The 20,490-nt window shown below is 69.1% G+C and carries 21 protein-coding genes; 11 read left to right on the forward strand and 10 right to left on the reverse strand.

Annotated features, from left to right (window positions below; all coding sequences use genetic code 11):
• Window positions 1-22: 22 nt before the first annotated feature.
• The 6 genes from ACIA03_RS27700 to ACIA03_RS27725 form a co-directional block, all read right to left on the reverse strand.
• Window positions 23-520: a DUF4919 domain-containing protein gene (locus tag ACIA03_RS27700; RefSeq protein WP_396988637.1), complete on the reverse strand. Its 498-nt coding sequence runs from the start codon at window positions 518-520 to the stop codon at window positions 23-25.
• Window positions 517-1,587, reverse strand: coding sequence for a hypothetical protein (locus tag ACIA03_RS27705; protein WP_396988639.1), 1,071 nt, complete (start codon window positions 1,585-1,587; stop codon window positions 517-519). The genes ACIA03_RS27700 and ACIA03_RS27705 overlap by 4 nt, the downstream gene beginning before the upstream one ends.
• Complete coding sequence (locus tag ACIA03_RS27710; protein WP_396988641.1) at window positions 1,587-2,084, reverse strand: DUF4919 domain-containing protein; 498 nt, start codon at window positions 2,082-2,084, stop codon at window positions 1,587-1,589. Before ACIA03_RS27710 ends, ACIA03_RS27705 begins: the two co-directional genes overlap by 1 nt.
• Complete coding sequence (locus ACIA03_RS27715) at window positions 2,081-3,136, reverse strand: hypothetical protein (RefSeq protein WP_396988643.1); 1,056 nt, start codon at window positions 3,134-3,136, stop codon at window positions 2,081-2,083. Before ACIA03_RS27715 ends, ACIA03_RS27710 begins: the two co-directional genes overlap by 4 nt.
• Complete coding sequence (locus ACIA03_RS27720) at window positions 3,136-3,438, reverse strand: hypothetical protein (RefSeq protein WP_396988645.1); 303 nt, start codon at window positions 3,436-3,438, stop codon at window positions 3,136-3,138. The genes ACIA03_RS27715 and ACIA03_RS27720 overlap by 1 nt, the downstream gene beginning before the upstream one ends.
• A 78-nt stretch (window positions 3,439-3,516) precedes the next feature.
• Window positions 3,517-5,076, reverse strand: coding sequence for an alkaline phosphatase D family protein (locus tag ACIA03_RS27725; RefSeq protein ID WP_396988647.1), 1,560 nt, complete (start codon window positions 5,074-5,076; stop codon window positions 3,517-3,519).
• A 110-nt stretch (window positions 5,077-5,186) separates the two neighbouring features.
• Here ACIA03_RS27725 and ACIA03_RS27730 point away from each other — a divergent pair, with 110 nt between their 5' ends.
• The 5 genes from ACIA03_RS27730 to ACIA03_RS27750 all read left to right on the forward strand — a co-directional run bounded on the left by ACIA03_RS27730 (window position 5,187) and on the right by ACIA03_RS27750 (window position 11,850).
• A complete protein-coding gene (locus ACIA03_RS27730) occupies window positions 5,187-6,131 on the forward strand; it encodes a hypothetical protein (RefSeq protein WP_396988679.1) in 945 nt (314 codons plus the stop codon).
• A 22-nt stretch (window positions 6,132-6,153) separates the two neighbouring features.
• The gene (lepA, locus tag ACIA03_RS27735; protein ID WP_396988649.1) at window positions 6,154-8,007 is read left to right on the forward strand and encodes a translation elongation factor 4; all 1,854 of its coding nucleotides are present in this window, start codon (window positions 6,154-6,156) and stop codon (window positions 8,005-8,007) included.
• Window positions 8,004-8,504 carry a GNAT family N-acetyltransferase gene (locus ACIA03_RS27740; RefSeq protein ID WP_396988651.1) on the forward strand — a complete coding sequence of 167 codons (501 nt, stop codon included), beginning with the start codon at window positions 8,004-8,006 and terminating at the stop codon, window positions 8,502-8,504. Before lepA ends, ACIA03_RS27740 begins: the two co-directional genes overlap by 4 nt.
• Window positions 8,505-8,656: 152 nt before the next feature.
• A complete protein-coding gene (locus ACIA03_RS27745) occupies window positions 8,657-9,421 on the forward strand; it encodes an ABC transporter ATP-binding protein (protein ID WP_396988653.1) in 765 nt (254 codons plus the stop codon).
• A 5-nt stretch (window positions 9,422-9,426) separates the two neighbouring features.
• Window positions 9,427-11,850, forward strand: a complete 2,424-nt coding sequence (locus ACIA03_RS27750) for an ABC transporter permease (RefSeq protein ID WP_396988655.1) — start codon at window positions 9,427-9,429, stop codon at window positions 11,848-11,850.
• A gap of 10 nt (window positions 11,851-11,860) precedes the next feature.
• On the opposite strand, the gene ACIA03_RS27755 is transcribed toward ACIA03_RS27750, so the two are convergent.
• The gene (locus tag ACIA03_RS27755; RefSeq protein WP_396988657.1) at window positions 11,861-12,442 is read right to left on the reverse strand and encodes a hypothetical protein; all 582 of its coding nucleotides are present in this window, start codon (window positions 12,440-12,442) and stop codon (window positions 11,861-11,863) included.
• A 78-nt stretch (window positions 12,443-12,520) separates the two neighbouring features.
• Between ACIA03_RS27755 and ACIA03_RS27760 the strand changes: the two genes are divergently transcribed.
• Together ACIA03_RS27760 and ACIA03_RS27765 are read left to right on the forward strand one after the other, a co-directional pair.
• Entirely contained in the window at window positions 12,521-12,997 is a 477-nt protein-coding gene (locus tag ACIA03_RS27760) for a pyridoxamine 5'-phosphate oxidase family protein (RefSeq protein WP_396988659.1), read from the forward strand.
• A gap of 31 nt (window positions 12,998-13,028) precedes the next feature.
• On the forward strand, window positions 13,029-13,478 hold the full coding sequence (locus ACIA03_RS27765) for an NUDIX domain-containing protein (RefSeq protein ID WP_396988661.1): 450 nt from the start codon (window positions 13,029-13,031) through the stop codon (window positions 13,476-13,478).
• Here ACIA03_RS27765 and ACIA03_RS27770 read toward each other — a convergent pair.
• Window positions 13,463-13,987 carry a cupin domain-containing protein gene (locus ACIA03_RS27770; RefSeq protein WP_396988663.1) on the reverse strand — a complete coding sequence of 175 codons (525 nt, stop codon included), beginning with the start codon at window positions 13,985-13,987 and terminating at the stop codon, window positions 13,463-13,465. The two genes, ACIA03_RS27765 and ACIA03_RS27770, sit on opposite strands and share 16 nt — an antisense overlap.
• A 67-nt stretch (window positions 13,988-14,054) precedes the next feature.
• Between ACIA03_RS27770 and ACIA03_RS27775 the strand changes: the two genes are divergently transcribed.
• Both ACIA03_RS27775 and ACIA03_RS27780 read left to right on the forward strand, forming a co-directional pair.
• Window positions 14,055-14,948 carry an aminoglycoside phosphotransferase family protein gene (locus ACIA03_RS27775; RefSeq protein WP_396988665.1) on the forward strand — a complete coding sequence of 298 codons (894 nt, stop codon included), beginning with the start codon at window positions 14,055-14,057 and terminating at the stop codon, window positions 14,946-14,948.
• Between the two features lie 44 nt (window positions 14,949-14,992).
• Window positions 14,993-15,643, forward strand: coding sequence for an MOSC domain-containing protein (locus tag ACIA03_RS27780; RefSeq protein WP_396988667.1), 651 nt, complete (start codon window positions 14,993-14,995; stop codon window positions 15,641-15,643).
• Here the strand turns inward: ACIA03_RS27780 and ACIA03_RS27785 are convergent.
• Together ACIA03_RS27785 and ACIA03_RS27790 are read right to left on the reverse strand one after the other, a co-directional pair.
• Window positions 15,640-16,704, reverse strand: a complete 1,065-nt coding sequence (locus tag ACIA03_RS27785) for a hypothetical protein (RefSeq protein WP_396988669.1) — start codon at window positions 16,702-16,704, stop codon at window positions 15,640-15,642. The genes ACIA03_RS27780 and ACIA03_RS27785 overlap by 4 nt on opposite strands.
• A complete protein-coding gene (locus ACIA03_RS27790) occupies window positions 16,701-17,183 on the reverse strand; it encodes a sigma-70 family RNA polymerase sigma factor (RefSeq protein WP_396988671.1) in 483 nt (160 codons plus the stop codon). The genes ACIA03_RS27785 and ACIA03_RS27790 overlap by 4 nt, the downstream gene beginning before the upstream one ends.
• A gap of 87 nt (window positions 17,184-17,270) precedes the next feature.
• Here ACIA03_RS27790 and ACIA03_RS27795 point away from each other — a divergent pair, with 87 nt between their 5' ends.
• Both ACIA03_RS27795 and ACIA03_RS27800 read left to right on the forward strand, forming a co-directional pair.
• The gene (locus ACIA03_RS27795) at window positions 17,271-18,515 is read left to right on the forward strand and encodes an MFS transporter (RefSeq protein WP_396988673.1); all 1,245 of its coding nucleotides are present in this window, start codon (window positions 17,271-17,273) and stop codon (window positions 18,513-18,515) included.
• On the forward strand, window positions 18,512-20,275 hold the full coding sequence (locus tag ACIA03_RS27800; RefSeq protein WP_396988675.1) for a serine hydrolase domain-containing protein: 1,764 nt from the start codon (window positions 18,512-18,514) through the stop codon (window positions 20,273-20,275). The genes ACIA03_RS27795 and ACIA03_RS27800 overlap by 4 nt, the downstream gene beginning before the upstream one ends.
• The last annotated feature ends 215 nt before the right edge of the window (window positions 20,276-20,490 follow it).

Consider the following 20,490-nt stretch of genomic DNA (forward strand, 5'->3'; position numbering starts at 1 on the left):
CGATATCTGGGGCGAGCATCAGTCAGGCGAACGGGGTCACGTCGAAGTGGGCGACGGTGCCGTCGGAGCAGGTGAGGCGGTCGAGACGACGGCCTCCGGTCTCGACGAGGTCCTGGCGGTCGCGGACCTTGTCGAGGGCGCGGAGCATGTCGTACTCGTCGGTGATACGCAGCACCGACCACGGATGTTGCTCGCTGCCGTCGCCGGTGGAGCGGATGCTGCGCAGTGCGGCCCGGGCGACCTGCTGCTCGCGGGCAGCGGCCCGCTCGTCGCCGGATCCCGCCAGCGCCGTGGCCATGCGCAGGTGCGCCGAGGGACTGAAGACGGCCCCCGGCATGACCCGCTGCAGCTCGGCCGCGGCCTCGGCGTAGGCGCCGGCAGCGAGCAGCCGGTCGGCCTCGTCGAGGTCGAGATCGGGGGTGAAGTTGGCCGAGCCGCGGACGGCGCGGCGCAGCGGCCCGAGGGTCTCGGGACCGGGACTGTCGAGGTAGGCGCTGACCAGGTCGGCGTACGTCGTCATCGCGACTCCGCCAGGATCCGGTCGAACTCCTCCTTGGTGAGGTTGTTCAGGTAGTCACGGCCGGAGTTGCGGGCGTCGACCTCGACGGGCTGGTTGTAGTACTCGTCGAAGGTGGCGCCGTCGTCGGTGCTCTTGTAGTTGTCGAAGTTGTCCTCCCACTCCTCGGCCTGCTGCTCGGTGATCCCGTCCGCCTTGTGCTCGTCGAAGGGGTCGTCCTCCCACCAGAACTGCCAGTCGTTCATGTCGTCGATGGCCTCGTGCTGGCGACCGTGCCGGACCTCGTGGGCGACGGTGTTGATCAGCTGGCCGGGGTCGTCGAGGACGTTGGGGTTGAGCGCCATCGTGGGCTCTTCGTCGTTCCAGTAGCCGTAGGTGATGCTGTTGTCGTCCCAGGTGTCGTTCTCCAGGGCGGTCCAGTCGATGGTGGGCATGTCGACGCCGCTGTCGGCGGCGATCTTCTTGACCATCTCCTCGAGCACCGCCTTGCGCTGCTCGACGGTGAGCGTCTCCCACTCCTCGGCGATGGCCGGGTCGATGTTGCCGTACTCGTCGCCCTGCTCGTTGATGCCGGTCGGCAGGCCGCGGGTGAGGATGGCGTCGACGCCGACGGCCTTGGCCAGGGCCTTCTCGATGTCGTCGGCGAGCTCCTGGGCGATGGTCTGGCGGCTGTTGCCCCATTCCTCGGCCTCGTAGCGGTTGTGGAAGGTGGGCGGCGTCGCGGTGCTGGTCACCGAGCCGTCGTCGCCGACGGTGAACTCCTGGGTCTTGGCCCGGTCGAGGATGCCGGCGACGAGGCGCTCGATGGCCTCGACCTCGGGCTCGGCGGCGTAGAGGGCCTTCTGCATCTGCTGCTTGCCGGTGATGTGGCTGCTCAGGTTCTTGACGAGGCTGTCGCGATGCCCTCGGGCGGCGTCGGCGGCCACCCCGGTCCAGGACTTGGCCACGCCGTTGGCCTCGAGCTCGTCGCGGCTGGTCTCCAGCAGGCGGAGGTCGGCCTTGAGCCCGTCGCCGGCATCGCCGAGCGGCGCCGCCTTCCAGGTCTTGACCTGGCCGAAGGTGATCGCCATCAGACGAGCGCGGTCGCGTCGAAGTGAGCGAGGGTCCCGTCTGTGCAGGTGTGGCGGTCGATCCGCCGCCCGCCGGCCTCGAGGAGATCCTGGCGGCCGGGCACCTTGTTGAGCGCGCGGAGCAGGTCGTACTCGTCGTTGATCCGCAGCACCGTCCAGGGGTGCTCCGCGGTGCCGTCGCCGGTCGCCCGGATGCTCCGCAGCGCTGCGCTGGCCACCTGGCGCTCGCGGGCCGCGGCGCGTCCCTCGCCGGATCGCTCCAGGGCTGTTGCCAGGCGCAGGTGGGTCGACGGGCTGAAGATCGCTCCGGGCATGAGCGCCCGCAGTGCGGTCGCGGCGTCGGCGTACGCGCCGTCGGCGAGCAGCTTGTCGATCGCGGCCAGGTCGAGGTCGACGGTGAAGTTGGCGGAGTTGCGGACCGCCCGGCGCAACGGCGCGAGCGTCTCGGGGCCGGGGTCGTCGAGGTAGGCGGTGACCAGGTCGGCGTACGTCGTCATTTCGACTCCTTCAGGAGACGGTCGAGCTCTTCGGTGGTCAGGTTGTCGAGATATCCGCGGCCGGACTTGCGGGCATCGGCCTCGACGGGCTGGTTGTAGTAGTCGTCGTAGCTGTCGCCGTTCTCGGTGCTCTTGTAGTCATCGAAGTTCTCCTCCCACTCCTCGGCCTGCTCCTCGGTGATGCCGTCCTCCTCGTGCATGGCGAAGGGGTCGTCCTCCCACCAGAACTGGAAGTCGTTGTTGTCCTCGATCGCCTCGTACTGCCGGGCATGGCGCATCTCATGAGCCACGGTGTGCAGGATGTCGGGATTGCCGACGTTGCCCGGATTGAGGTGCACGGTGTGGTCGTCCTCGCTCCAGTAGCCGTTGGTGCTGCCCTGCGCGTCCCAGACGATGTCCTCGACCTCGACGCCGTACTCCTCGGCGAGCTCCTCGATCTTCTGGTCGATGATCGCCTTGCGCTCGGCATCGGTGAGCTGGGCCCATCGCTCGGCCACCTCGGGGGAGGCCATGCCGCGCTCGTCGCGGGTGTGATCGAGATCCGCGTCGGTGCCGGTCGGGATGCCGTCGGTGAGGAGCTGGTCCACGCCGGCCGCCTTGGCGAGGGCGTCGGTGATGTCGTCGGCGAGCTCCTGGGCGATGGTCTGGCGGCTGTTGCCCCATTCCTCGGCCTCGTAGCGGTTGTGGAAGGTGGGCGGCGTGGCGGTGCTGGTGACCGAGCCGTCGTCGCCGACGGTGAACTCCTGGGTCTTGGCCCGGTCGAGGATGCCGGCGACGAGGCGCTCGATGGCCTCGACCTCGGGCTCGGCGGCGTAGAGGGCCTTCTGCATCTGCTGCTTGCCGGTGATGTGGCTGCTCAGGTTCTTGACGAGGCTGTCGCGATGCCCTCGGGCGGCGTCGGCGGCCACCCCGGTCCAGGACTTGGCCACGCCGTTGGCCTCGAGCTCGTCGCGGCTGGTCTCCAGCAGGCGGAGGTCGGCCTTGAGCCCGTCGCCGGCATCGCTCAGGGGTGCTGCTTTCCAGGTCTTGACCTGGCCGAACGTGATCGCCATCAGTTCGGGCCCATGACCTTTCCGCCCTTCTCGCCGGCGGCCTTGTCGGCGGCCTCGAACTCGTCGAGCGCCTTCTGCATCTCCGCGGCGAGCTTCTGGGAGCTGTCGGCGGCGGCCTTCGTCTCATCGGTCCAGCGGGTGCCGAGATCGGACATGTAGGTGACCGACTCCGCCCCTGGGACCGCAGCGCCCGCCTTGCTCAGATAGCCGGCGGAGTCGGCTTTGCGTACGGCGCTCTCGGCGTCCGTGGCGATGCCGATGGATGTCTTCATGTCCTTGGGGACGACATGAATTTCGGTCATGGTCTGCTGGTCCTCCTGGGCCCGAACGGGAGACGGCTGAGGCGTGTCTTCACAGCGACACGCCCCAGCCCGGAGACCCTAACGGAAACTCGGGTCCAGCGTCTTCGTAAAAAGCGCCCCGCCGTCGATGTCGCGCAGCGTGACGGTGAGCTGCTGCGTACGTCCGTCGATCTCGACCTCGCCGAAGAACTGGAAGCCGTCGGCGGGTGAGGTGTTGGCGGCCGGGGGCGCGGCCACGAACTCGGCGGCCGGGCCGAAGGTGGCGTCCAGCTTGTTGGGGCCGAAGGCGCCGGCGTTGAGCGGGCCGGAGACGAACTCCCAGAACGGGTCGAAGTCCTGGTAGGACGCTCGGTCCGGCGAGTAGGAGTGCGCCGCCGTGTAGTGGACGTCGGCGGTCAGCCAGACGTGGTTGCGGATGCCGAGGCGCTTGAGCCCGGTGAGCACCTTCGCGATGTCGAGCTCGCGGCCGAGCGGGGCACCGCCGTCGCCCTGGGCGAGGCCCTCCTGCAGGGGGCCGTCGGGGACGACCAGGCCGATTGGCAGGTCGGCGGCGATGACCTTCCAAGTGGCGCGGGAGGCGGCCAGCTCGCGCAGCAGCCAGGCCGTCTGACGCTCACCGAGTACGCCACCGTCGGCCGTCGTCTCCGTGTTGGCCGTGTTGGCGTCCTTGTGGGTGCGCATGTCGAGGACGAAGAGGTCCATCAGCGGGCCGTAGGAGAGCTTGCGGTAGATCCGGCCGTCGGGGTCGGGAGAGGCGTCTCCGACCGGGATGTACTCGTGGAAGGCCTGCTTCGCGCGAGCCGCGAGGACGTCCACGCGGCGCTCGGTGTAGCGACCGTCGTCGGGGAGGATCTCGCCCGGGTACCAGTTGTTGGTGACCTCGTGGTCGTCCCACTGCGCCACGATCGGCGTCTGGGCGAGGAAGGCGCGCCAGTTGTCGGCGAGCAGGTTGTAGGCGAACTGGCCGCGGAACTCGGTCAGCGTCTCGGCGACCTTGTGCTTCTCCTCGGTGACGATGTTCTTCCAGACCCGTCCGTCGGGGAGGGTCACGGTCGCGGTGAGCGGGCCGTCGGCGTAGACGTTGTCGCCGGAGCTCAGGAAGAAGTCGGCCTCGCGCGCCGCCATCGCGGGTGCGATCCGGAAGCCGCCGAAGTCGGGGTTGGCGCCCCAGCCCTGGCCGGCGATGTCGCCGGACCACAGGAACCGGACGTCCTGGTGGCGTGCCGGGGCGGTGCGGAGCCGGCCCTGCTCCCAGGCGCTGCCGCGTCGCGGGTCGTCGGGGTCGACGGCACGGACCCGGTAGAAGTAGTCGCGCCCCGCCTCGAGACCGTCGACCTTCAGCTCCCCGGTGAAGTCGCTGCGCGCGGTCACCACCGGCCCGTTGACCGGCCGCGCCCGGCGGAACGACTCGTCGGCCGAGATCTCCGCGACCAATCGGGAGGTCTTGTCCGCGCGGCTCCACAGGACGCCGCCGCGGGCGCCGACGTCGCCGGACTGGACGCCGTGGGTGAGGGTCGGTCGGTTGCCGCGGACAAAGGCGGGCGCGGCGTGGGCGGCTGCTGCGGTCGTGGGGATGACGAGTCCGGCACCGGCGGCGGCACCGAGGCCGAGGACGGAGCGGCGGTTGAGTGGGGTCATGAGCCAAACCTGCCGATTCCGGCGGAACTACCGGTGAGTTCCGCGGGTCGTCTCGGTGAACACGTCAGCGGCGTGACCCGCTGGGTCGCGGATGGCAGTATCTGCGGGTGATGTGGGCAAGGAAGAAGACGTACGCCGCTGTGCTGCTGCTCCTGGCGGCGCCGGCGTTGTTCGGCTGCGCCGCCCAGCCCAGGGCCGAGGCGGAGTCGGCATCCCCATCGACGTCTGCGGAGCCGGAGACCGCAAAGCCGGAGCCCGCAAAGAGCGCCAGCCCGGCGCCACGCGCGCCGGAGTCGCTCGAGATCCCATCCGTCCCACCCGTCAAGGACCGCGGGATCGTCGAGGGCAGCGACCTGAGCTGGCCGCAGTGCCCCGAGGGGATGGGCATCAAGGAGCGCCGGACGCTGGGGCTGCCGATGCCGCTCGGCACGGCGGAGTACGTCGTCATCGGGCTCACCAACGGTCCGGCCTTCACCCCCAACCCGTGCCTGGCCTCGCAGGTCGAGTGGGCCACGAAGAACAAGCTGATGACCTCGGCGTACGCGGTCGTCTCCTACCCCGACGCCGCCACGCTCCGTGAGCGCGGCGGCGAGGGGCCGGGGGACCCGGAGACCGAGATCGGCCGGCTGACCAACGTCGGCTACCAGCAGGCGAAGTGGAACCTCGAGACGATGGCCCGCGCCGGGCTCGAGTCGCCCTCGGTCTGGATGGACGTCGAGCCGGTCCCCGACTGGGAGTGGTCCGATGACATCGCGGCCAACCAGGCGGTCGTCAAGGGTGCGCTGGCCGGCTATCAGGATGCCGGGAAGCGGGTCGGGGTCTACTCGATCGAGGGGCTGTGGACGCCGATCGTCGGCGACCTGCAGCTGCAGCTGCCCGAGTGGCGCCCGGCGGGGGAGACGTCGCGGGCCGCGGCGCTGGAGCGCTGCGGTGGTGAGTGGATGTTCCAGGGTGGCGCCGCGGTGATCGTGCAGTGGCTCGAGAACGGCCGCGACCGCAACGTGACCTGCCCGGGCGAGTCGGTGCAGCTGCCGCTTTGGTTCCATCAGTACTGAGCGTGGGAGGATGGCTCTCATCATGAGTGCTGCCCCGAAGCCCGGCTCCACGCCCCCGGCGATCATCCGCAACTTCTGCATCATCGCCCACATCGACCACGGCAAGTCGACGTTGGCCGACCGGATGCTGCAGCTGACCGGAGTGGTCGACGAGCGTGCCGCGCGGGCGCAGTACCTCGACCGCATGGACATCGAGCGCGAGCGCGGGATCACGATCAAGTCCCAGGCCGTGCGGATGCCGTGGACGGTCACGTCCGGGGAAGACGAGGGTCAGACCTTCGTGCTGAACATGATCGACACCCCCGGCCACGTCGACTTCACCTACGAGGTCTCCCGGTCCCTGCAGGCATGCGAGGCGGCGATCCTGCTCGTCGACGCGGCCCAGGGCATCGAGGCGCAGACCCTGGCCAACCTCTACCTCGCGATGGGTGCCGACCTGCACATCATCCCGGTGCTCAACAAGATCGACCTGCCCTCGGCGAACGTCGAGAAGTACTCCTTGGAGCTCGCCAACCTCGTCGGCTGCGAGCCGGAGGACGTGCTGAAGGTCTCGGCCAAGACGGGCCTCGGCGTCGAGGACCTGCTCAACCACATCGTCTCCGAGACCCCGCCCCCGGTGGGCGACCCGGACGCGCCCGCGCGGGCACTGATCTTCGACTCGGTCTACGACACCTACCGCGGCGTCGTGACGTACGTCCGGGTCTTCGACGGCTCGCTGAAGCACCGCGACAAGATCAAGATGATGTCGACCGGCGCCGTCCACGAGATGCTCGAGCTCGGCGTGATCTCGCCGGAGCCGGTGAAGGCCGACCACATCGGCGTGGGCGAGACCGGCTACCTGATCACGGGTGTGAAGGACGTGCGCCAGTCGCGGGTGGGTGACACCGTGACCACCAACGCCAAACCTGCCGAGGAGATGCTCGGTGGCTACTCCCACCCCAACCCGATGGTCTTCGCCGGGCTCTACCCGATCGACGGCGACCAGTACCCCGACCTGCGCGAGGCGCTCGACAAGCTCCAGCTCAACGACGCTGCGCTGACGTACGAGCCGGAGACCTCCGGCGCCCTCGGGTTCGGCTTCCGCTGCGGCTTCCTCGGCCTGCTCCACATGGAGATCACCCGCGACCGGCTCGAGCGCGAGTTCAACCTCGACCTGATCTCGACCGCGCCCAACGTGGTCTACGACGTGGTCATGGAGGACGGCACAGAGCACATCGTGACCAACCCCTCGGAGTTCCCCGAGGGCAAGATCAACGAGGTCCGCGAGCCCGTCGTCAACGCCACGATCCTGGCGCCGTCGGACTACATCGGCACCATCATGGAGCTGTGCCAGAACAAGCGCGGCACCCTGCAGGGGATGGACTACCTCTCCGAGGACCGCGTCGAGATGCGCTACGTCCTGCCGATGGGCGAGATCGCCTTCGACTTCTTCGACCAACTCAAGTCGAAGACCAAGGGGTACGCCTCGCTCAACTACGAGTTCTCCGGCGACCAGGCCGCCGACCTGGTCAAGGTCGACATCCTCCTCCAGGGCGAGCCCGTCGACGCCTTCTCCGCGATCGTCCACCGCGACGCCGCCTACAACTACGGCGTGATGATGGCCGGCAAGCTCAAGGAGCTCATCCCGCGGCAGCAGTTCGAGGTGCCCATCCAGGCCGCCATCGGTGCCCGCGTCATCGCCCGCGAGAACATCCGCGCGATCCGTAAGGACGTCCTCGCCAAGTGCTACGGCGGCGACATCTCGCGGAAGCGGAAGCTGCTCGAGAAGCAGAAGGAGGGCAAGAAGCGGATGAAGATGGTCGGCCGAGTCGAGGTTCCCCAGGAAGCCTTCGTCGCCGCCCTCTCCACCACTCAGGCCTCCACCGACAAGAAGTGACGTACGAGATCCTGCCCGTCGGCGACGACCAGTGGTCGATCGTCGCGTGGCTGTGGCAGGACTTCCGTCACGATCTCGGGGCGGTCGTCAACGGGTTCCCGCTGCCCGACGGCCGTTACCGGCACGAATGGCTCGACGAGTATCCAGCCCCTGACCGTTGCGGTTATCTGGCCTGGGCGCCCCACCCCAACACCGGGGAGTCGGCTCCGGTCGGGTTCGCGCTGGTTCGTGGCCTCGGCTTCGCCGACCGCATCATGCAGGCGTTCTTCGTCGTGCCCGCAGCCCGGCGCGGCGGTCTCGGGCGTTCGTTCGCGCTCGACGTGATCGGCCGCCACGCTGGGCCGTGGGCCATCCCGTTCCAGCACGACAACGCTGCCGCCCGGTCGTTCTGGCCGCGGGTTGCCACGGAGGCCTGGGGATCGGGGTGGGCCGAGACCACCGAGCCGGTGCCGGGACGTGCGGATGTGCCGCCTGATCACTGGATCAGGAGTCGCTGAGGACGGGTCTCGCCTGATCGAGGTGCGAAGCTGCCGGGGGGTCGGCGAAGGTCCTCTCGGCAGTGGACGAGTCTTCTCGGTGATGTCGGTGGTCCCTGTTTCGGGGGCCTTTGGCTCTGCCCGGACTCAGAACGGCCAGAGACTCTGGCCGAGTGAGTGACATTCTCCCCGTGCACTTGGCTGCGTCGTCGCCCGACATGTCGACGGGTACTCGCATCGATCTCGACGACCTCGCCAAGAGGTACACCGTCGGCGAGTCCACGGTCACTGCGCTTTCCGAGGTGAACCTCCACGTCGACGAGAGTGCGTTCGTCGTCGTTCTCGGGCCATCGGGGAGCGGCAAGACGACGCTGCTGAACATGATCGGGCTCCTCGACAGTCCCACCGAGGGCAGGGTCGCCCTCAACGGCCGAGACGTGACCGGAGCGTCCCGACGTGACCGGTTCGCCCTGCGGCGGCAGACGGTGAGCTTCGTCTTCCAGACATTCAATCTGTTTCCAGGGCTGACCGCGGCGGAGAACGTCCAGTTCGGTGCCGAGGTCGCCGGCCGTCCCGGCGCGACAGATGTGGCCCAGGAGATGCTCGAACGGGTCGGCCTCGCCGAGCGGACGGACCACTTCCCGCACCAGCTCTCCGGCGGGGAGCAGCAGCGGGTGGCGATCGCTCGTGCGCTCGCCACCGACAACCCGATCCTGCTCGCCGACGAGCCGACCGGCGAGCTCGACTTCCGCACGGGGGTGCAGATCCTGGAACTGCTCCAGCAGCAGGCCGAGTCCGGAAAGACGGTGCTCGTGGTGACCCACAACCGCGAGATCTCGAAGGTGGGCGACCGCGTCATCGAGCTGTCCAGCGGGCGCATCGTGAGTGACGGGCCACCCGTCGGTGGAAAGAGCCGCACAGAGAACGTGCGCTGGTAGCCGCCATGAGCACGTGGTCGGTTCGACTTTGGGTCCGGTGGTCGTGGCGAGATCTCCGTCGACGGTGGCTGCTGGTGACGGCCCTGGCGCTGGTGATCGCTGTGGGAACGGGCGTGTATGCCGGCCTCGGGGCTACCAGCGCGTGGCGGATCCAGTCCAACGATCGCAGCTATAGCAGCCTGCGCATGCACGACCTGCGCGTGGAACTCCCGGACGGCGGGTTCGTGGCCGGAGGGACCTTGGAGCATGCGGCCACCAGTATCGAGGATGCGTCCTCGATCGAGGCGGCGGTCGAGCGACTGGTGGTGCCGACCTTGGTGGACGCTTCGACCACGAGCGAGGATCTGCTCGTTCCGGGCGAGGTGGTCGGCATGTCGACCGGAGCGTCTCCGGTCGATGATCTCCATATCGCCCATGGCCGAGGTCTGCGTGCCGGTGATGAGGACGAAGGCGTTGCTGTGCTCGAGTCCAAGTTCGCAGACGAGCACGAGCTTCCCTCGCAGGGCAGGCTGCTGATCAGCGCCGGGAAGCGGGTCGAGTATGTCGGCACCGGCTACACGCCCGAGTACTTCCAGGTCACCGGTCGAAGCGGGATGGTGCTGGGGGAGACCGGCTTCGCCGTCGTCTTCATGCCGCTCGCCACTGCCCAAGAGGTCAGTGGTCGCCCGGGTCAGGTGAACGACCTGGTCCTGCGGCTGCGGGACGGTGCGGACGAGGAACGGGTGAGGAATCAGCTGACCGCTGCGGTGGAGCCGTACGGTGGCTCCGTCACGTCCAAGGCGGAAGATCCGGTCCATCGGGCCTTGTACGAGGACGCCCGCAACGACCAGACGACGTGGGACGTGTTCTCCTTCCTGATCCTCTTCGGAGCGGCGTTCGCGGCATTCAACCTGGTGACGAGGATGATCGAGGCCCAACGTCGTGAGATCGGGGTCGGGATGGCCCTGGGCGTCTCGCCCGCGGTACTGGCGATCCGCCCGCTGCTCGTCGGGTTGCAGATCTCCGTCCTCGGCGTCGTGGCCGGAATCGGGGTCGGCTGGCTGACGGGGAACGCGATGCGCGAGGTGATGACCGACCTGCTTCCGCTGCCGGTCTGGGAGACGCCGTTCCAAACCGGTCGCTTTGCCGAGGGCGCTGCGCTCGGCCTGGCCATCCCGGTGCTCGCCACGGTCCTGCCGATCCTCCAGGCGCTGCGGATGGCGCCGGTCGATGCCATCCGGTCGGGTGCCTTCGGCTCGGCGCGGTCGGGTGGACGTCTGTTGAGACTCATCACGAAGGTGCGTACGCCGGGACGGACCTACGTGTCGATGTCGCTGCGCAACGTACTGCGGGCGCCTCGTCGGACCGTGCTCACTACGCTCGGGGTCGCGGCGGCCATGACGTCGCTGGTGGCGGTGCTGGGACTGCTGGACACGTTCAACGCTGCTGGTGACGCGAACGCGGCAGAGCTCGAGCACAGCAGCCCCGGGCGCATGGTGGTCACTCTCGATACGTACTATCCCACCGGCTCGGACCTGCCGCTCGCGGTCGCCGAGACCGACGGCGTCGCCGCGTCGCAGGGCCAGCTCGCCGTCCCTGCGACGCTCCGTCATGGTGACGGCGGTCTGCAGGCGGTCGTTGAGGTGGTCGACTTCGCGAACGAGATCTGGACCCCAACCCTGGTGAGGGACAGCGGCCCGGACGATGGCATCGTGCTGTCGGAGAAGGCAGCCGATGACCTCGGAGTGGCACCCGGCGATGTGCTCGCTGTACGCCATCCGGTGCCGGACGCAGCCGGACCCCGGATCGTGACCAGCCAGATCCCGGTTCGGGCGCTCCACCCCGACCCGTGGCGGACCTTCGCCTATCTCGATGCGGAGGGCGCTGCCAGATTCGGTCTGGCCGGGGTGGTCAATCAGATCGTCGTCGTGCCCGCCGAAGACGCCGACCAGGTGACCCGTAGCCTGTTCCGCCTGCAGGGCGTCACCGCCGTCGAGCCCGCGTCGAGCTTCGCTGAGGTGCTCGACAGTGCCTTGGGCCAGTTCACCGGGATCTTGACCATCATCGAGGTGGCCACCCTGCTGCTTGCGATGCTGATCGCCTTCAACTCAGCCAGCATCAGCGCCGACGAGCGCACTCGTGAGCACGCCACCATGTATGCGTTCGGCGTTCCCACGCGACTGGTGATGGTCATGGCGGTCGTCGAGAGCGCCATCATCGGCCTGCTCGGGACAGCAGTTGGTCTCGCGGGCGGCTATGCGGCGCTCCGCTATGTCGTCTCCGGGTTCGACGATGTGACCCCCGAGCTGCTCGTCGTGCCCACGCTCTCGACGGTGACCGTGCTGAGCACGCTCATCCTCGGTGTCCTCGTCGTTGCGGTGGCGCCCGTGTTCGGCGTACGCCGCGAGCGGCGGATGGACATCCCCGCCGCGCTGCGCGTGGTGGAGTGAGCTGCCCGGGTCAGGAGCGGACGAGCTCGACGCTGGCGAGGACGACGTCGAGGTCGTCGAGGCGCTGGTCGAGGTCGTCGGGGTTCTGCCAGAACAGGCGGATGTCGTTGGCCTGCACGTGGACGCAGTCGGCGGGCATGCCGTCGGAGTAGGACCACCAGCTGAGCCGCTCGCCCTCCTGGTCGCCGAAGGTGTTGGTCGGGGCGTCGTAGTCGACGTCCTTGACCTCGTCGTCACCTCCGATGTCCTCGTACTGCTTCAGCTCGTCGCTCAGGTCGGCGAGGGACTCCTTCTCGCCGACCTCGACGCTGAGGAAGCGCTCCTCGGAGGTCTGCCAGCTGCACCGGCCGTCGGGGTTCCGGTTGCTCGGGTCGGCGGACGCGGACACGAAGCCGTCCGGCACCACCAGCTTCAGGGTCACCGGTTCCCCGCCGATCACCGCCGGACACTCGGCCGCGGTGAAACCGTCCGGGATCGACGTCGAGGAGGCCGAGAACGGCGTCGGTGGGTCGGTCGTCACCGGAACCGATCCCGACCCGCAGGCCGAGGTCGCGGAGAGCAGGACGAACATGGCTGCAACCCGAGAACGCATGCCCGCCAGTCCATCACAACCGGTGGTGCGCAAGAACGGTCGGGTCGGACGGGTGCGGCCGGTGGTTGAGTGAGGCACATGCGTACAGAACAGGTGCGGTTCCCGCAGGGCTATGGCACGCCGAGCGAGCTGCTGGCGTGGGAGGACGTACGTCAGCGGCTGGTCGAGGCGAAGCAGTTCTGGTTCGCGTTCGAGAGGCCCGGACGGAGTCCGCACGTGACGCCGCTGGACGGGATCTGGTTCGAGGAGAAGCTGGTCTACGGCGGCAGTCCGGAGACGCTCCACCGGAGGCTGGCCGCCGCGCACCCGAAGGTGACCGTGAACCTGCCGGATCCGTGGAAGCTGGTCGTCATCGAGGGCGAGGTGCGGACGACGGCCTTCGCTCCCGAGGTCGCCGAGGAGATCGCCGGGCTGCTGAACGCGAAGTATCCCGAGTACGGCGAGAACGTCTTCGAGGCGAAGAGCTACACGGAGGGAGCGCCGGCGGTGCATCCCCGGCGGATCCGGGCCTGGACCTCGTTCCCCAAGGACGCGACGGCGTTCGTCTTCGACTGAACGGCGGGCGGTCCGTTGTAGTCTCCCGGGGATGCATTTCACCGAGTACGACACCCGGGTGGCCGCGTACGCCGTCATCGTCGACGATGCGGGGCAGATCCTGCTGAGCTGGTTCAACGGCAACCACCGCAACGACCCGGGCTGGACGCTCCCGGGCGGTGGCGTCGACTACGGCGAGCAGATACCTGCGGCGGTCGTGCGCGAGGTGAAGGAGGAGACCGGCTACGACGTCGAGGTCGGGGCTCCGCTGACGACCAACGTGTACGTCGTGCCGTTCGAGCCGGGCCGCCGGCCCTACCAGTCGGTCCGGGTGATCTTCGAGGCCCGGATCGTCGGGGGTGAGCTGGGCACGCTGGAGGTCGACGGAACCACCGACTTCGCCGAATGGGTCTCGCTCAAGGAGGCGGCCGACGTGCCGGAGTCGTCCGCCGACATCGTCCGCCTCGGGATCGAGGCCTGGAAGGCTCAGTCGACCCAGTAGTTGTCGTGGAGCTTGTAGAACTCGGCCATCTCGTCCGGACCGAGCTCGGTGCCCTCGGCCAGCTCGCGCAGCCCCTCGAAGTAGCCCTCCCGCGGCGCGCCCGGGGTGAAGTGGAGCAGCATCGAGGCGGGCTCGTCGGTGGTGTTGCGGAACCCGTGCAGGCCGCCGACCGGCACGTGCACGAAGTCGCCCGCGCTGGCCGGGATCCACTCCTCGCCGTTGTAGATCTTGACGGTGCCGGTGAGGATGTAGAACGACTCGGCGACCGCGCGGTGGAAGTGCGGCCCGGGGCCGGTCTCGTTGGGGCCGAAGTGCCAGCGGTAGAGCCCGTAGTCGCCCGCGGTCGTCGCGCCGGTGGCGAGATAGTCGACCTTCACCCCGTTGGGATATTCGAGGTCGGGCGCGGTGGCGTCGGGGCGGTAGAGCGCCGAGACCTCACCCGCCTCGCCGTCGTAGCGCTCGGGCGGGTAGGGAACGCCTCTGGTCCCCATCGACTCTGGAAGTGACATGGGCCCAACCTGCCCGATCCGTCGGGGGTTGGAAAGCGGATTAGGGCTCAGCCCTAGGGTTGGCGCCGTGACGCTCGTCCCGGACTCCTTCCTGGCGCTCGCGGCCAACGGGCCGTCCTGGGCCGCGTGGCTCGACGACCTCCCGGGGCTGCTCCGTGAGCTGGTCGAGGAGTGGTCGCTGACCATCGACGGGTCGGCCACCCATGGCAACTGCGCGGTCGTGCTCCCGGTCCGCACCGCCGACGGCGAGGCCGCGGTGCTGAAGGTCGGCTGGCCCCACTGGGAGGCCGAGCACGAGGCGCTGGCGCTGCAGGTGTGGGGCGGTCGGGGTGCCGTACGTCTGCTCCGGGCCGACCCGAAGCGGTTCGCGCTGCTGCTCGAACGGCTGCATCCTTCGGATCTCTCCGAGATGTGGGACGTGCAGGCCTGCGAGATCGTCGGCGGGTTCTACCGGCGGCTGCACGTGGCGGCTCCGCCGCAGCTGCGTACGTTGTCGCAGCAGGCCGCCCGCTGGGCCGACGAGCTGGGGGAGAGGAGCCGGCGGCTTCCGGTGCCGCCGCGGATGGTCGAGCAGGCCCGGTCGATCGCCCGCGACTTCGCCCGCGACGAGGCTACCGACGGTCGGCTGATCCACACGGATCTGCACTTCGAGAACGTGCTGCGGGGTGATCGTGAGGAGTGGCTCGTGATCGACCCGAAGCCGCTCTCCGGCGACCCGCACTACGAGCTCGCGCCGATGCTCTGGAACCGCTCCGACGAGTACGCGGGGCGGATCCGCGACGGCGTACGCGATCGCTTCTTCGCGTTGGTCGATGCCGCCGAGCTCGACGAGGACCGGGCTCGCGCGTGGGTGATCCTGCGGCTGATGGTCAACGTCAAGGACGAGGTGGAGGACAACCAGGCCCCCGACAAGGACTGGATCACCGCGATGATCTCGCTCGCCAAGGCGGTCCAGGACTGAGAAACTCGCGTGCCTGAACCCGGCACGCCCGCGAGAATCGGCGCATGCCCATCGTGCGAAGCGTCAACATCGGTCAGTCCAAGCCCGCCGAGTGGGCGGAGGTGGGCGCCACCTCGATGGAGAAGCTGTCGGCGCCCGGGCCGGTGACGGTCGGTGCGGAGGGCATCGTCACCGACACCCAGACCGACCGCCGCCACCACGGCGGCGAGGAGCAGGCGGTCTACGCCTTCGCCCGCGAGGACCTCGATCTGTGGGGATCCCGGCTGGGCGTGACGCTTCGCGACGGCCAGTTCGCCGAGAACCTCACCACCGAGGGGATCGACATCAACGCGGCTCTCGTCGGGGAGCAGTGGCGGATCGGGACGGTGCTGCTGCAGATCTGCAGCGTGCGTACGCCTTGCAACGACTTCAAGAACTGGATGGGCGTCTCCGGCTACGACAACGCCCGGTGGGTCAAGCGGTTCACCCAGGAGGCCCGCCCGGGGCCCTACCTGCGCGTCCTCGAGGAGGGGGAGCTGCAGGCCGGCGACGAGATCGTCGTCGTCCACCGCCCCGACCACGACATCACCGTCTCGACCCTCTTCAAGGCGCTCACCACCGATCGGTCGCTGCTGCCGTCGTTGATCGGCATCGAGGGCCTCGGGGACAAGCCGCGTGCCGCAGCGGAGAGGTACGTCGCGGCCGAGCCGCGCTAAGGACCGCACGGCCCTCCGTCGCAGCCCATCATGGAGAGACCCTCGGGGGAGAGGCCCTGGATCTGCAGCTTGTTCAGCTGGTCCGTGGTGAGCTTCCCGGTCGGGATCAGCGCGACTGCCACGTTGGCCTCGGTGATGGTCGCGTCGAACCGCTGCTCGCCGACCCAGAACCAGGCGGACTCCACCTTCTCGTTGCCGAGCGACCGGGTCACCCGGATCCCTTCCGCGGTCTCGGTCCACTCGACGGTCGGCGGTTCGGGCGCCTCGCCATGAACCAGCTTGCCGTCGGCGTCGTAGGCACGGAAGCTGGCCGACTCGACGGAAACGTCGTGGTCGATCCAGGCGACCGCCACACCGTTGACGATGGTGGCCGGGATCTCCTCCCCGCTCGAGGTGAAGACCACCTTGGTGACGTCCATCGTCTCAGGCAGGGGAAGCATGAACTCAGTACCTTCGCCGGCGCTGCCACGGGAGAAGTCCTCCCAGGGCCCGGTCGCCGCGAAGGCGCCCCAGCGCTCGGGCCGGCCGAAGGCCCCCGCGAGGTCGGGGCCGCTGTCGGGGCTCCGGCTGGCGTCGTACGCCGTCGTGCAGGTCACCTCGTAGTCGCGGCCGTCGAAGAGCGCCATCGCCATCGATCCGCGCTTCTCGGCGAGGAACGGCCAGGTTCCTGCCGGGATCTGCTGGGCCTCGTCGGGATCGATGGCATTGGTGGCCCCGGGTGTCCCCGCGTACATGGTCTTCACGTCGGCCCAGGCCGTCGTCAGACACCGCTCGCTCAGCACGTCGAGCTCCGCAGGAGTGAGGTTGGTCGGGTCGCCGGACCAGTTGACCGGAGCTTTCCGGGTGGGCGGCTCCGGGGTCGCGATCTCCGAGTCGATCAGCCGGTCGGGGATCGCGACGTATGCCCCGATCCCGACGAGCGAGAAAGCGGCGACAGCGGCGACCACCTTCGAGCCACGACGGCGACGCCGCATCCGGTCGCCCTGGCTCAGGATGTCGCTCGCCGACACGTCGAGGGTGTGGTGGCTGCTGGTGCGCAGCAGGGTCTCGATGTCGTTCATGACAGCTTCCCTTCGGAGTCGGCCAGCTGCAGGCGCAGGGTCTTGAGGGCGTGGTGGAGCGTGGCGGAGACGGTGCCGCGAGCGATGCCGAGCTCGTGGGCGGTCGTCTCGGCGTCGAGGTCGAGGACGTAGCGCAGCGCGACCACCTGGCGTTGGCGCGGTGGCAGGCGGCGTACGGCCTCCAGCAGGTCGCGGTCGAAGCTCGAGTCGTCGCGGGGGAGCGGTTCGGGGGTGTCCGGCACGATCAGCTCCCGGCGGTGCTTGCGCCACCAGGAGATGTCGGCATTGATCGCGGTCCGGAGGACCCATGCGCGGGGCGAATCCACGCTGCGTACGCTCGGCCACCTCGACCACGCCCGGGCGAACGCCTCGGCGACTGCCTCCTCGGCGCGGTCGGGAGCCATGCCGTAGGCGATCGCGGCCCGCAGGCAGCGATCCTTGCTGCCGACGTAGAACTCGGTGAACTCGTCTCTGGTCACACCATCTCGACGCCTCGGCCGGGTGGATGGTTTAGTCGCACGAAAAACGATTACCAGGAAGCGCGGATGTGCGGAAGAGTTCCCGCCGTGAGCATCCGGGAGAGCCTCTTCGTCCTCAAGGAGCGCGACTTCGGGTGGTTCTTCGCCTCGCGGTTCGTGAACCTCGCCGGGTCGTCGATGTCGCACGTGGCGCTCGCGTTCGCGGTGCTGGAGGTGACCGACTCGGCCTCGGCGCTGGGCTATGTGGTCGCCGCGCACACCATCCCGATGGTCGTGTTCCTGCTGGTCGGAGGGGTGATCGCCGACCGGTTCCCGCGGCGGCTGGTGCTGCAGCTGAGCAATGTCGCCTCGGCGCTCACCCAGGCGGCCGCGGCCGCCCTGATCATCACCGGGCATGCCGAGATCTGGCATCTGGTCGTCCTGGAGGCGATCAACGGCACCACGATGGCGATGGCCTTCCCGGCGATGCAGGGGATGGTGCCGCAGCTGGTCGCGAAGAAGGACCTGCAGCCGGCCAACCTGCTGCTCTCGATGTCACGCGGCACCCTGACGATCCTGGGTCCCTCGGTCGCGGCCGCTCTCGTGGTCGGTGTCGGTGCCGGCTGGGCGCTGGCGGTCGACGCGCTGACCTGGCTGCTCGCGGCGCTCTTCCTGCTCCCGGTGCGGATCCCATTGCGTCCGGCAGACGCAGAGAAGACCTCGGCGCTCCAGGACCTGCGAGCGGGGTGGACCTACTTCCGCAGCACCACCTGGCTGTGGGTCGTGGTGGTCGCCTTCATGGTTCTCAACGCGATCCAGTCGGGTGGGCTCAACGTGCTGGGGCCTGCGTACGCCAAGTCCACCTCGCTCGGTGTCGGGGGCTGGGGCCTGGCCAACTCCGCTCTCGCCGCCGGGATGCTCGTGATGACGATCCTGCTGATGCGAGCCACGATCAGGCGCCCGCTACGGGCGGGGATGTTCGGGATCATGGCCTTCTCGCTGCCGTTCTTCACCCTTGCGCTGTGGCCGGAGACGGTGCCGCTCATGGTCGCGATGGCCGTCGCCGGTGCCGGGATCGAGATCTTCAGCCTCGGCTGGAGCCTCGCCATGCAGGAGAACGTCCCGGGCGAGATGCTCTCGCGCGCCTACTCCTACGACGCGCTCGGCTCGTTCCTCGCGATGCCCGTCGGGCAGCTCCTCTTCGGGCCGCTGGCGGGGTGGTTCGGGGAGCGGCCGGTCTTCCTGGTCAGCGGCGGGCTCTATGCGTCGGTCTGTCTGGTCACGCTCGCGGTGCCCTCGGTGGTTAGGCTGCAACGCGTCGAGCAACCTGCCACCGAAGGAACGCCCGTATGAGCCTGAACACCGCTGTCGTCGACGAGCTCTTCCAGCAGCGCTTCGAGGAGAAGCTGACCCCGGGGCTGGCCTATGGGGTCGTACGCGGCTCCGAGCTGCTCCACTCCGGTGCGTTCGGGGCGACGACCGAGGGTGGTCCGGCGCCGACCGCGGAGAGTGTCTTCCGGATCGCGTCGATGTCGAAGTCGTTCACGGCGGCCGCGGTGCTGCTGCTGCGCGACCGCGGGCTGGTCGACCTCGACGAGGCGATCGCGCAGTACGTGCCCGAGCTCGTCGACCAGGCGCCCTACTCCGCCGACTCGCCGGCGGTGACGCTGCGGCTGCTGCTCTCGATGTCGGCCGGGCTGCCGACCGACGACCCGTGGGGCGACCGGCAGGAGTCGCTGTCCTACGACGCCTTCGGGACGTTCCTCGACGGCGGCTTCTCGACCGGGCGGGAGCCGGGGGTCGGGTTCGAATACTCCAACCTCGGCTATGCGCTGCTCGGGCGGGCGATCGAGAACGTCGTGGGAGGTTCGTCTCCGGAAGGGGCCAATCGGGACTTCGTCGAGCACGAGCTGCTGGCGCCGTTGGGGATGACCTCCTCGGCCTACTCGCCGTCGGCTGTGCCGAATCTGGTTCCTGGGCATGTTCCGCCGCTGCATCCGGCCTGGGCGGGTGATCGGCTCGAGGGTCCGCCGACCTGGGCCCCTGCGGCGCCGGTGGCGTCGGGGTCGTTCGCGGCGATGGGTGGTCTGCACTCCTCGGTCGCCGACCTGGCGCGCTGGGTCGGCGGTTTCCTGGACGCCTTCTCGTCGGGGGCTGACGGTCATCCGCTCTCGAAGGCGTCGCGACGGGAGATGCAGCAGCTGCACCGGTTCGGGTCGGTGTCGGGCTCGCTCGGCTTCTCCGGTCCGGAGGCCGGGGTCGGCGCTGTCGCGGTCGGATATGGCTACGGCCTGATGGTCGACCACGACTCCCGGCTCGGGCAGATCGTCCACCACTCCGGCGGCTACCCCGGCTACGGCTCGCGGATGGTCTGGCACCCCGCGACAGGGCTCGGCGTGATCACGCTGTCCAACAGCACGTACGCCGGGGCCTACCCGACCGCGATGACCGCGTTGCGCTCGTTGGTCTCCGCAGAGCTCGCCGGGGGAGGGGCGCACCGGTTCTCGACGGTGGTCAAGGGGCTGCGGCCGCGGCTCGACTCGGCGTTGGAGACGGCGGTCGAGCGGCTGCGCACCTTTGATCCTGCGGGGTCTGAGGTCTTCGCGCTGCCGTCGCTGTTCGCCGACAACGTCGAGCTCGACGTCCCCGACGCCGGCCGGCGCGTCCAGATCACCCAGGCGCGCGCGAAGGTCGGGCTGCCGCTGGGCGGTGCGCCCTACGGCTACTTCTCCCGCGCCATGGGCGTCGCGCTGGCCGTGGTGCCGGCCGAGAAGGGCCGCTACGACATCGAGGTCATGCTCTCGCCCGAGGCCGAGCCGCGCATCCAGACCCTGCGGGTGGTGGCCGTCCCCGATGCGCACGAGGGCCTCGTAGCCGCCGCCCGCGCGGCCCTCGAGGAGGACTCCCCGGTCCTCACCGCCCTCCGTGCCTTCGGCGAGCCCGAGCTGATCACCACGCCGCTGTCCGGTGATGGCTCGTCCAAGGCCGACTTCCTGGTCGTCGCCGGCGCCACCTACTGGAAGGTCGCGGTGGGTGCGAAGGCCGTCGTCTCGGCTTTCCCCACCGCCGACCACCCCCGCCTCACCTACCTCGCCTCTGCGCTCCGCGGCTGACCCTCCCTGCCGAAGCGTCACCCGCGTCGGCCGAGACGTCACTTGCGTCGGCCGAGTAGGCATTCCGCTGCCAACTCGGCCGACGTAAGTGACGTCTCGGCCTGCGGGAGTGACGCCTCGTGTCATCTCCCAGGACATCGGTGACGGTTCTGCATCAGGACATCGGTGACACTTCCGTGGGGTTTGGTGGTGACACTTCGGTGAGTCCTTGCTCT

The organism is Nocardioides sp. NPDC051685 (assembly GCF_044453405.1).
Taxonomy (GTDB): Bacteria; Actinomycetota; Actinomycetes; order Propionibacteriales; family Nocardioidaceae; genus Nocardioides.

Bases quoted from the DNA above. Each gene is read 5' to 3' on its own strand.
- ACIA03_RS27700 (WP_396988637.1), bottom strand. From the start codon at position 520: ATGACGACGTACGCCGACCTGGTCAGCGCCTACCTCGACAGTCCCGGT.
- ACIA03_RS27765 (WP_396988661.1), top strand. From the start codon at position 13,029: ATGCATTTCACCGAGTACGACACCCGGGTGGCCGCGTACGCCGTCATC.
- ACIA03_RS27760 (WP_396988659.1), top strand. From the start codon at position 12,521: ATGCGTACAGAACAGGTGCGGTTCCCGCAGGGCTATGGCACGCCGAGC.
- ACIA03_RS27710 (WP_396988641.1), bottom strand. From the start codon at position 2,084: ATGACGACGTACGCCGACCTGGTCACCGCCTACCTCGACGACCCCGGC.
- ACIA03_RS27715 (WP_396988643.1), bottom strand. From the start codon at position 3,136: ATGGCGATCACGTTCGGCCAGGTCAAGACCTGGAAAGCAGCACCCCTG.
- ACIA03_RS27725 (WP_396988647.1), bottom strand. From the start codon at position 5,076: ATGACCCCACTCAACCGCCGCTCCGTCCTCGGCCTCGGTGCCGCCGCC.
- ACIA03_RS27750 (WP_396988655.1), top strand. From the start codon at position 9,427: ATGAGCACGTGGTCGGTTCGACTTTGGGTCCGGTGGTCGTGGCGAGAT.
- ACIA03_RS27705 (WP_396988639.1), bottom strand. From the start codon at position 1,587: ATGGCGATCACCTTCGGCCAGGTCAAGACCTGGAAGGCGGCGCCGCTC.
- ACIA03_RS27755 (WP_396988657.1), bottom strand. From the start codon at position 12,442: ATGCGTTCTCGGGTTGCAGCCATGTTCGTCCTGCTCTCCGCGACCTCG.
- ACIA03_RS27720 (WP_396988645.1), bottom strand. From the start codon at position 3,438: ATGACCGAAATTCATGTCGTCCCCAAGGACATGAAGACATCCATCGGC.
- ACIA03_RS27800 (WP_396988675.1), top strand. From the start codon at position 18,512: ATGAGCCTGAACACCGCTGTCGTCGACGAGCTCTTCCAGCAGCGCTTC.
- ACIA03_RS27780 (WP_396988667.1), top strand. From the start codon at position 14,993: ATGCCCATCGTGCGAAGCGTCAACATCGGTCAGTCCAAGCCCGCCGAG.
- ACIA03_RS27730 (WP_396988679.1), top strand. From the start codon at position 5,187: ATGTGGGCAAGGAAGAAGACGTACGCCGCTGTGCTGCTGCTCCTGGCG.
- ACIA03_RS27770 (WP_396988663.1), bottom strand. From the start codon at position 13,987: ATGTCACTTCCAGAGTCGATGGGGACCAGAGGCGTTCCCTACCCGCCC.
- lepA (WP_396988649.1), top strand. From the start codon at position 6,154: ATGAGTGCTGCCCCGAAGCCCGGCTCCACGCCCCCGGCGATCATCCGC.
- ACIA03_RS27785 (WP_396988669.1), bottom strand. From the start codon at position 16,704: ATGAACGACATCGAGACCCTGCTGCGCACCAGCAGCCACCACACCCTC.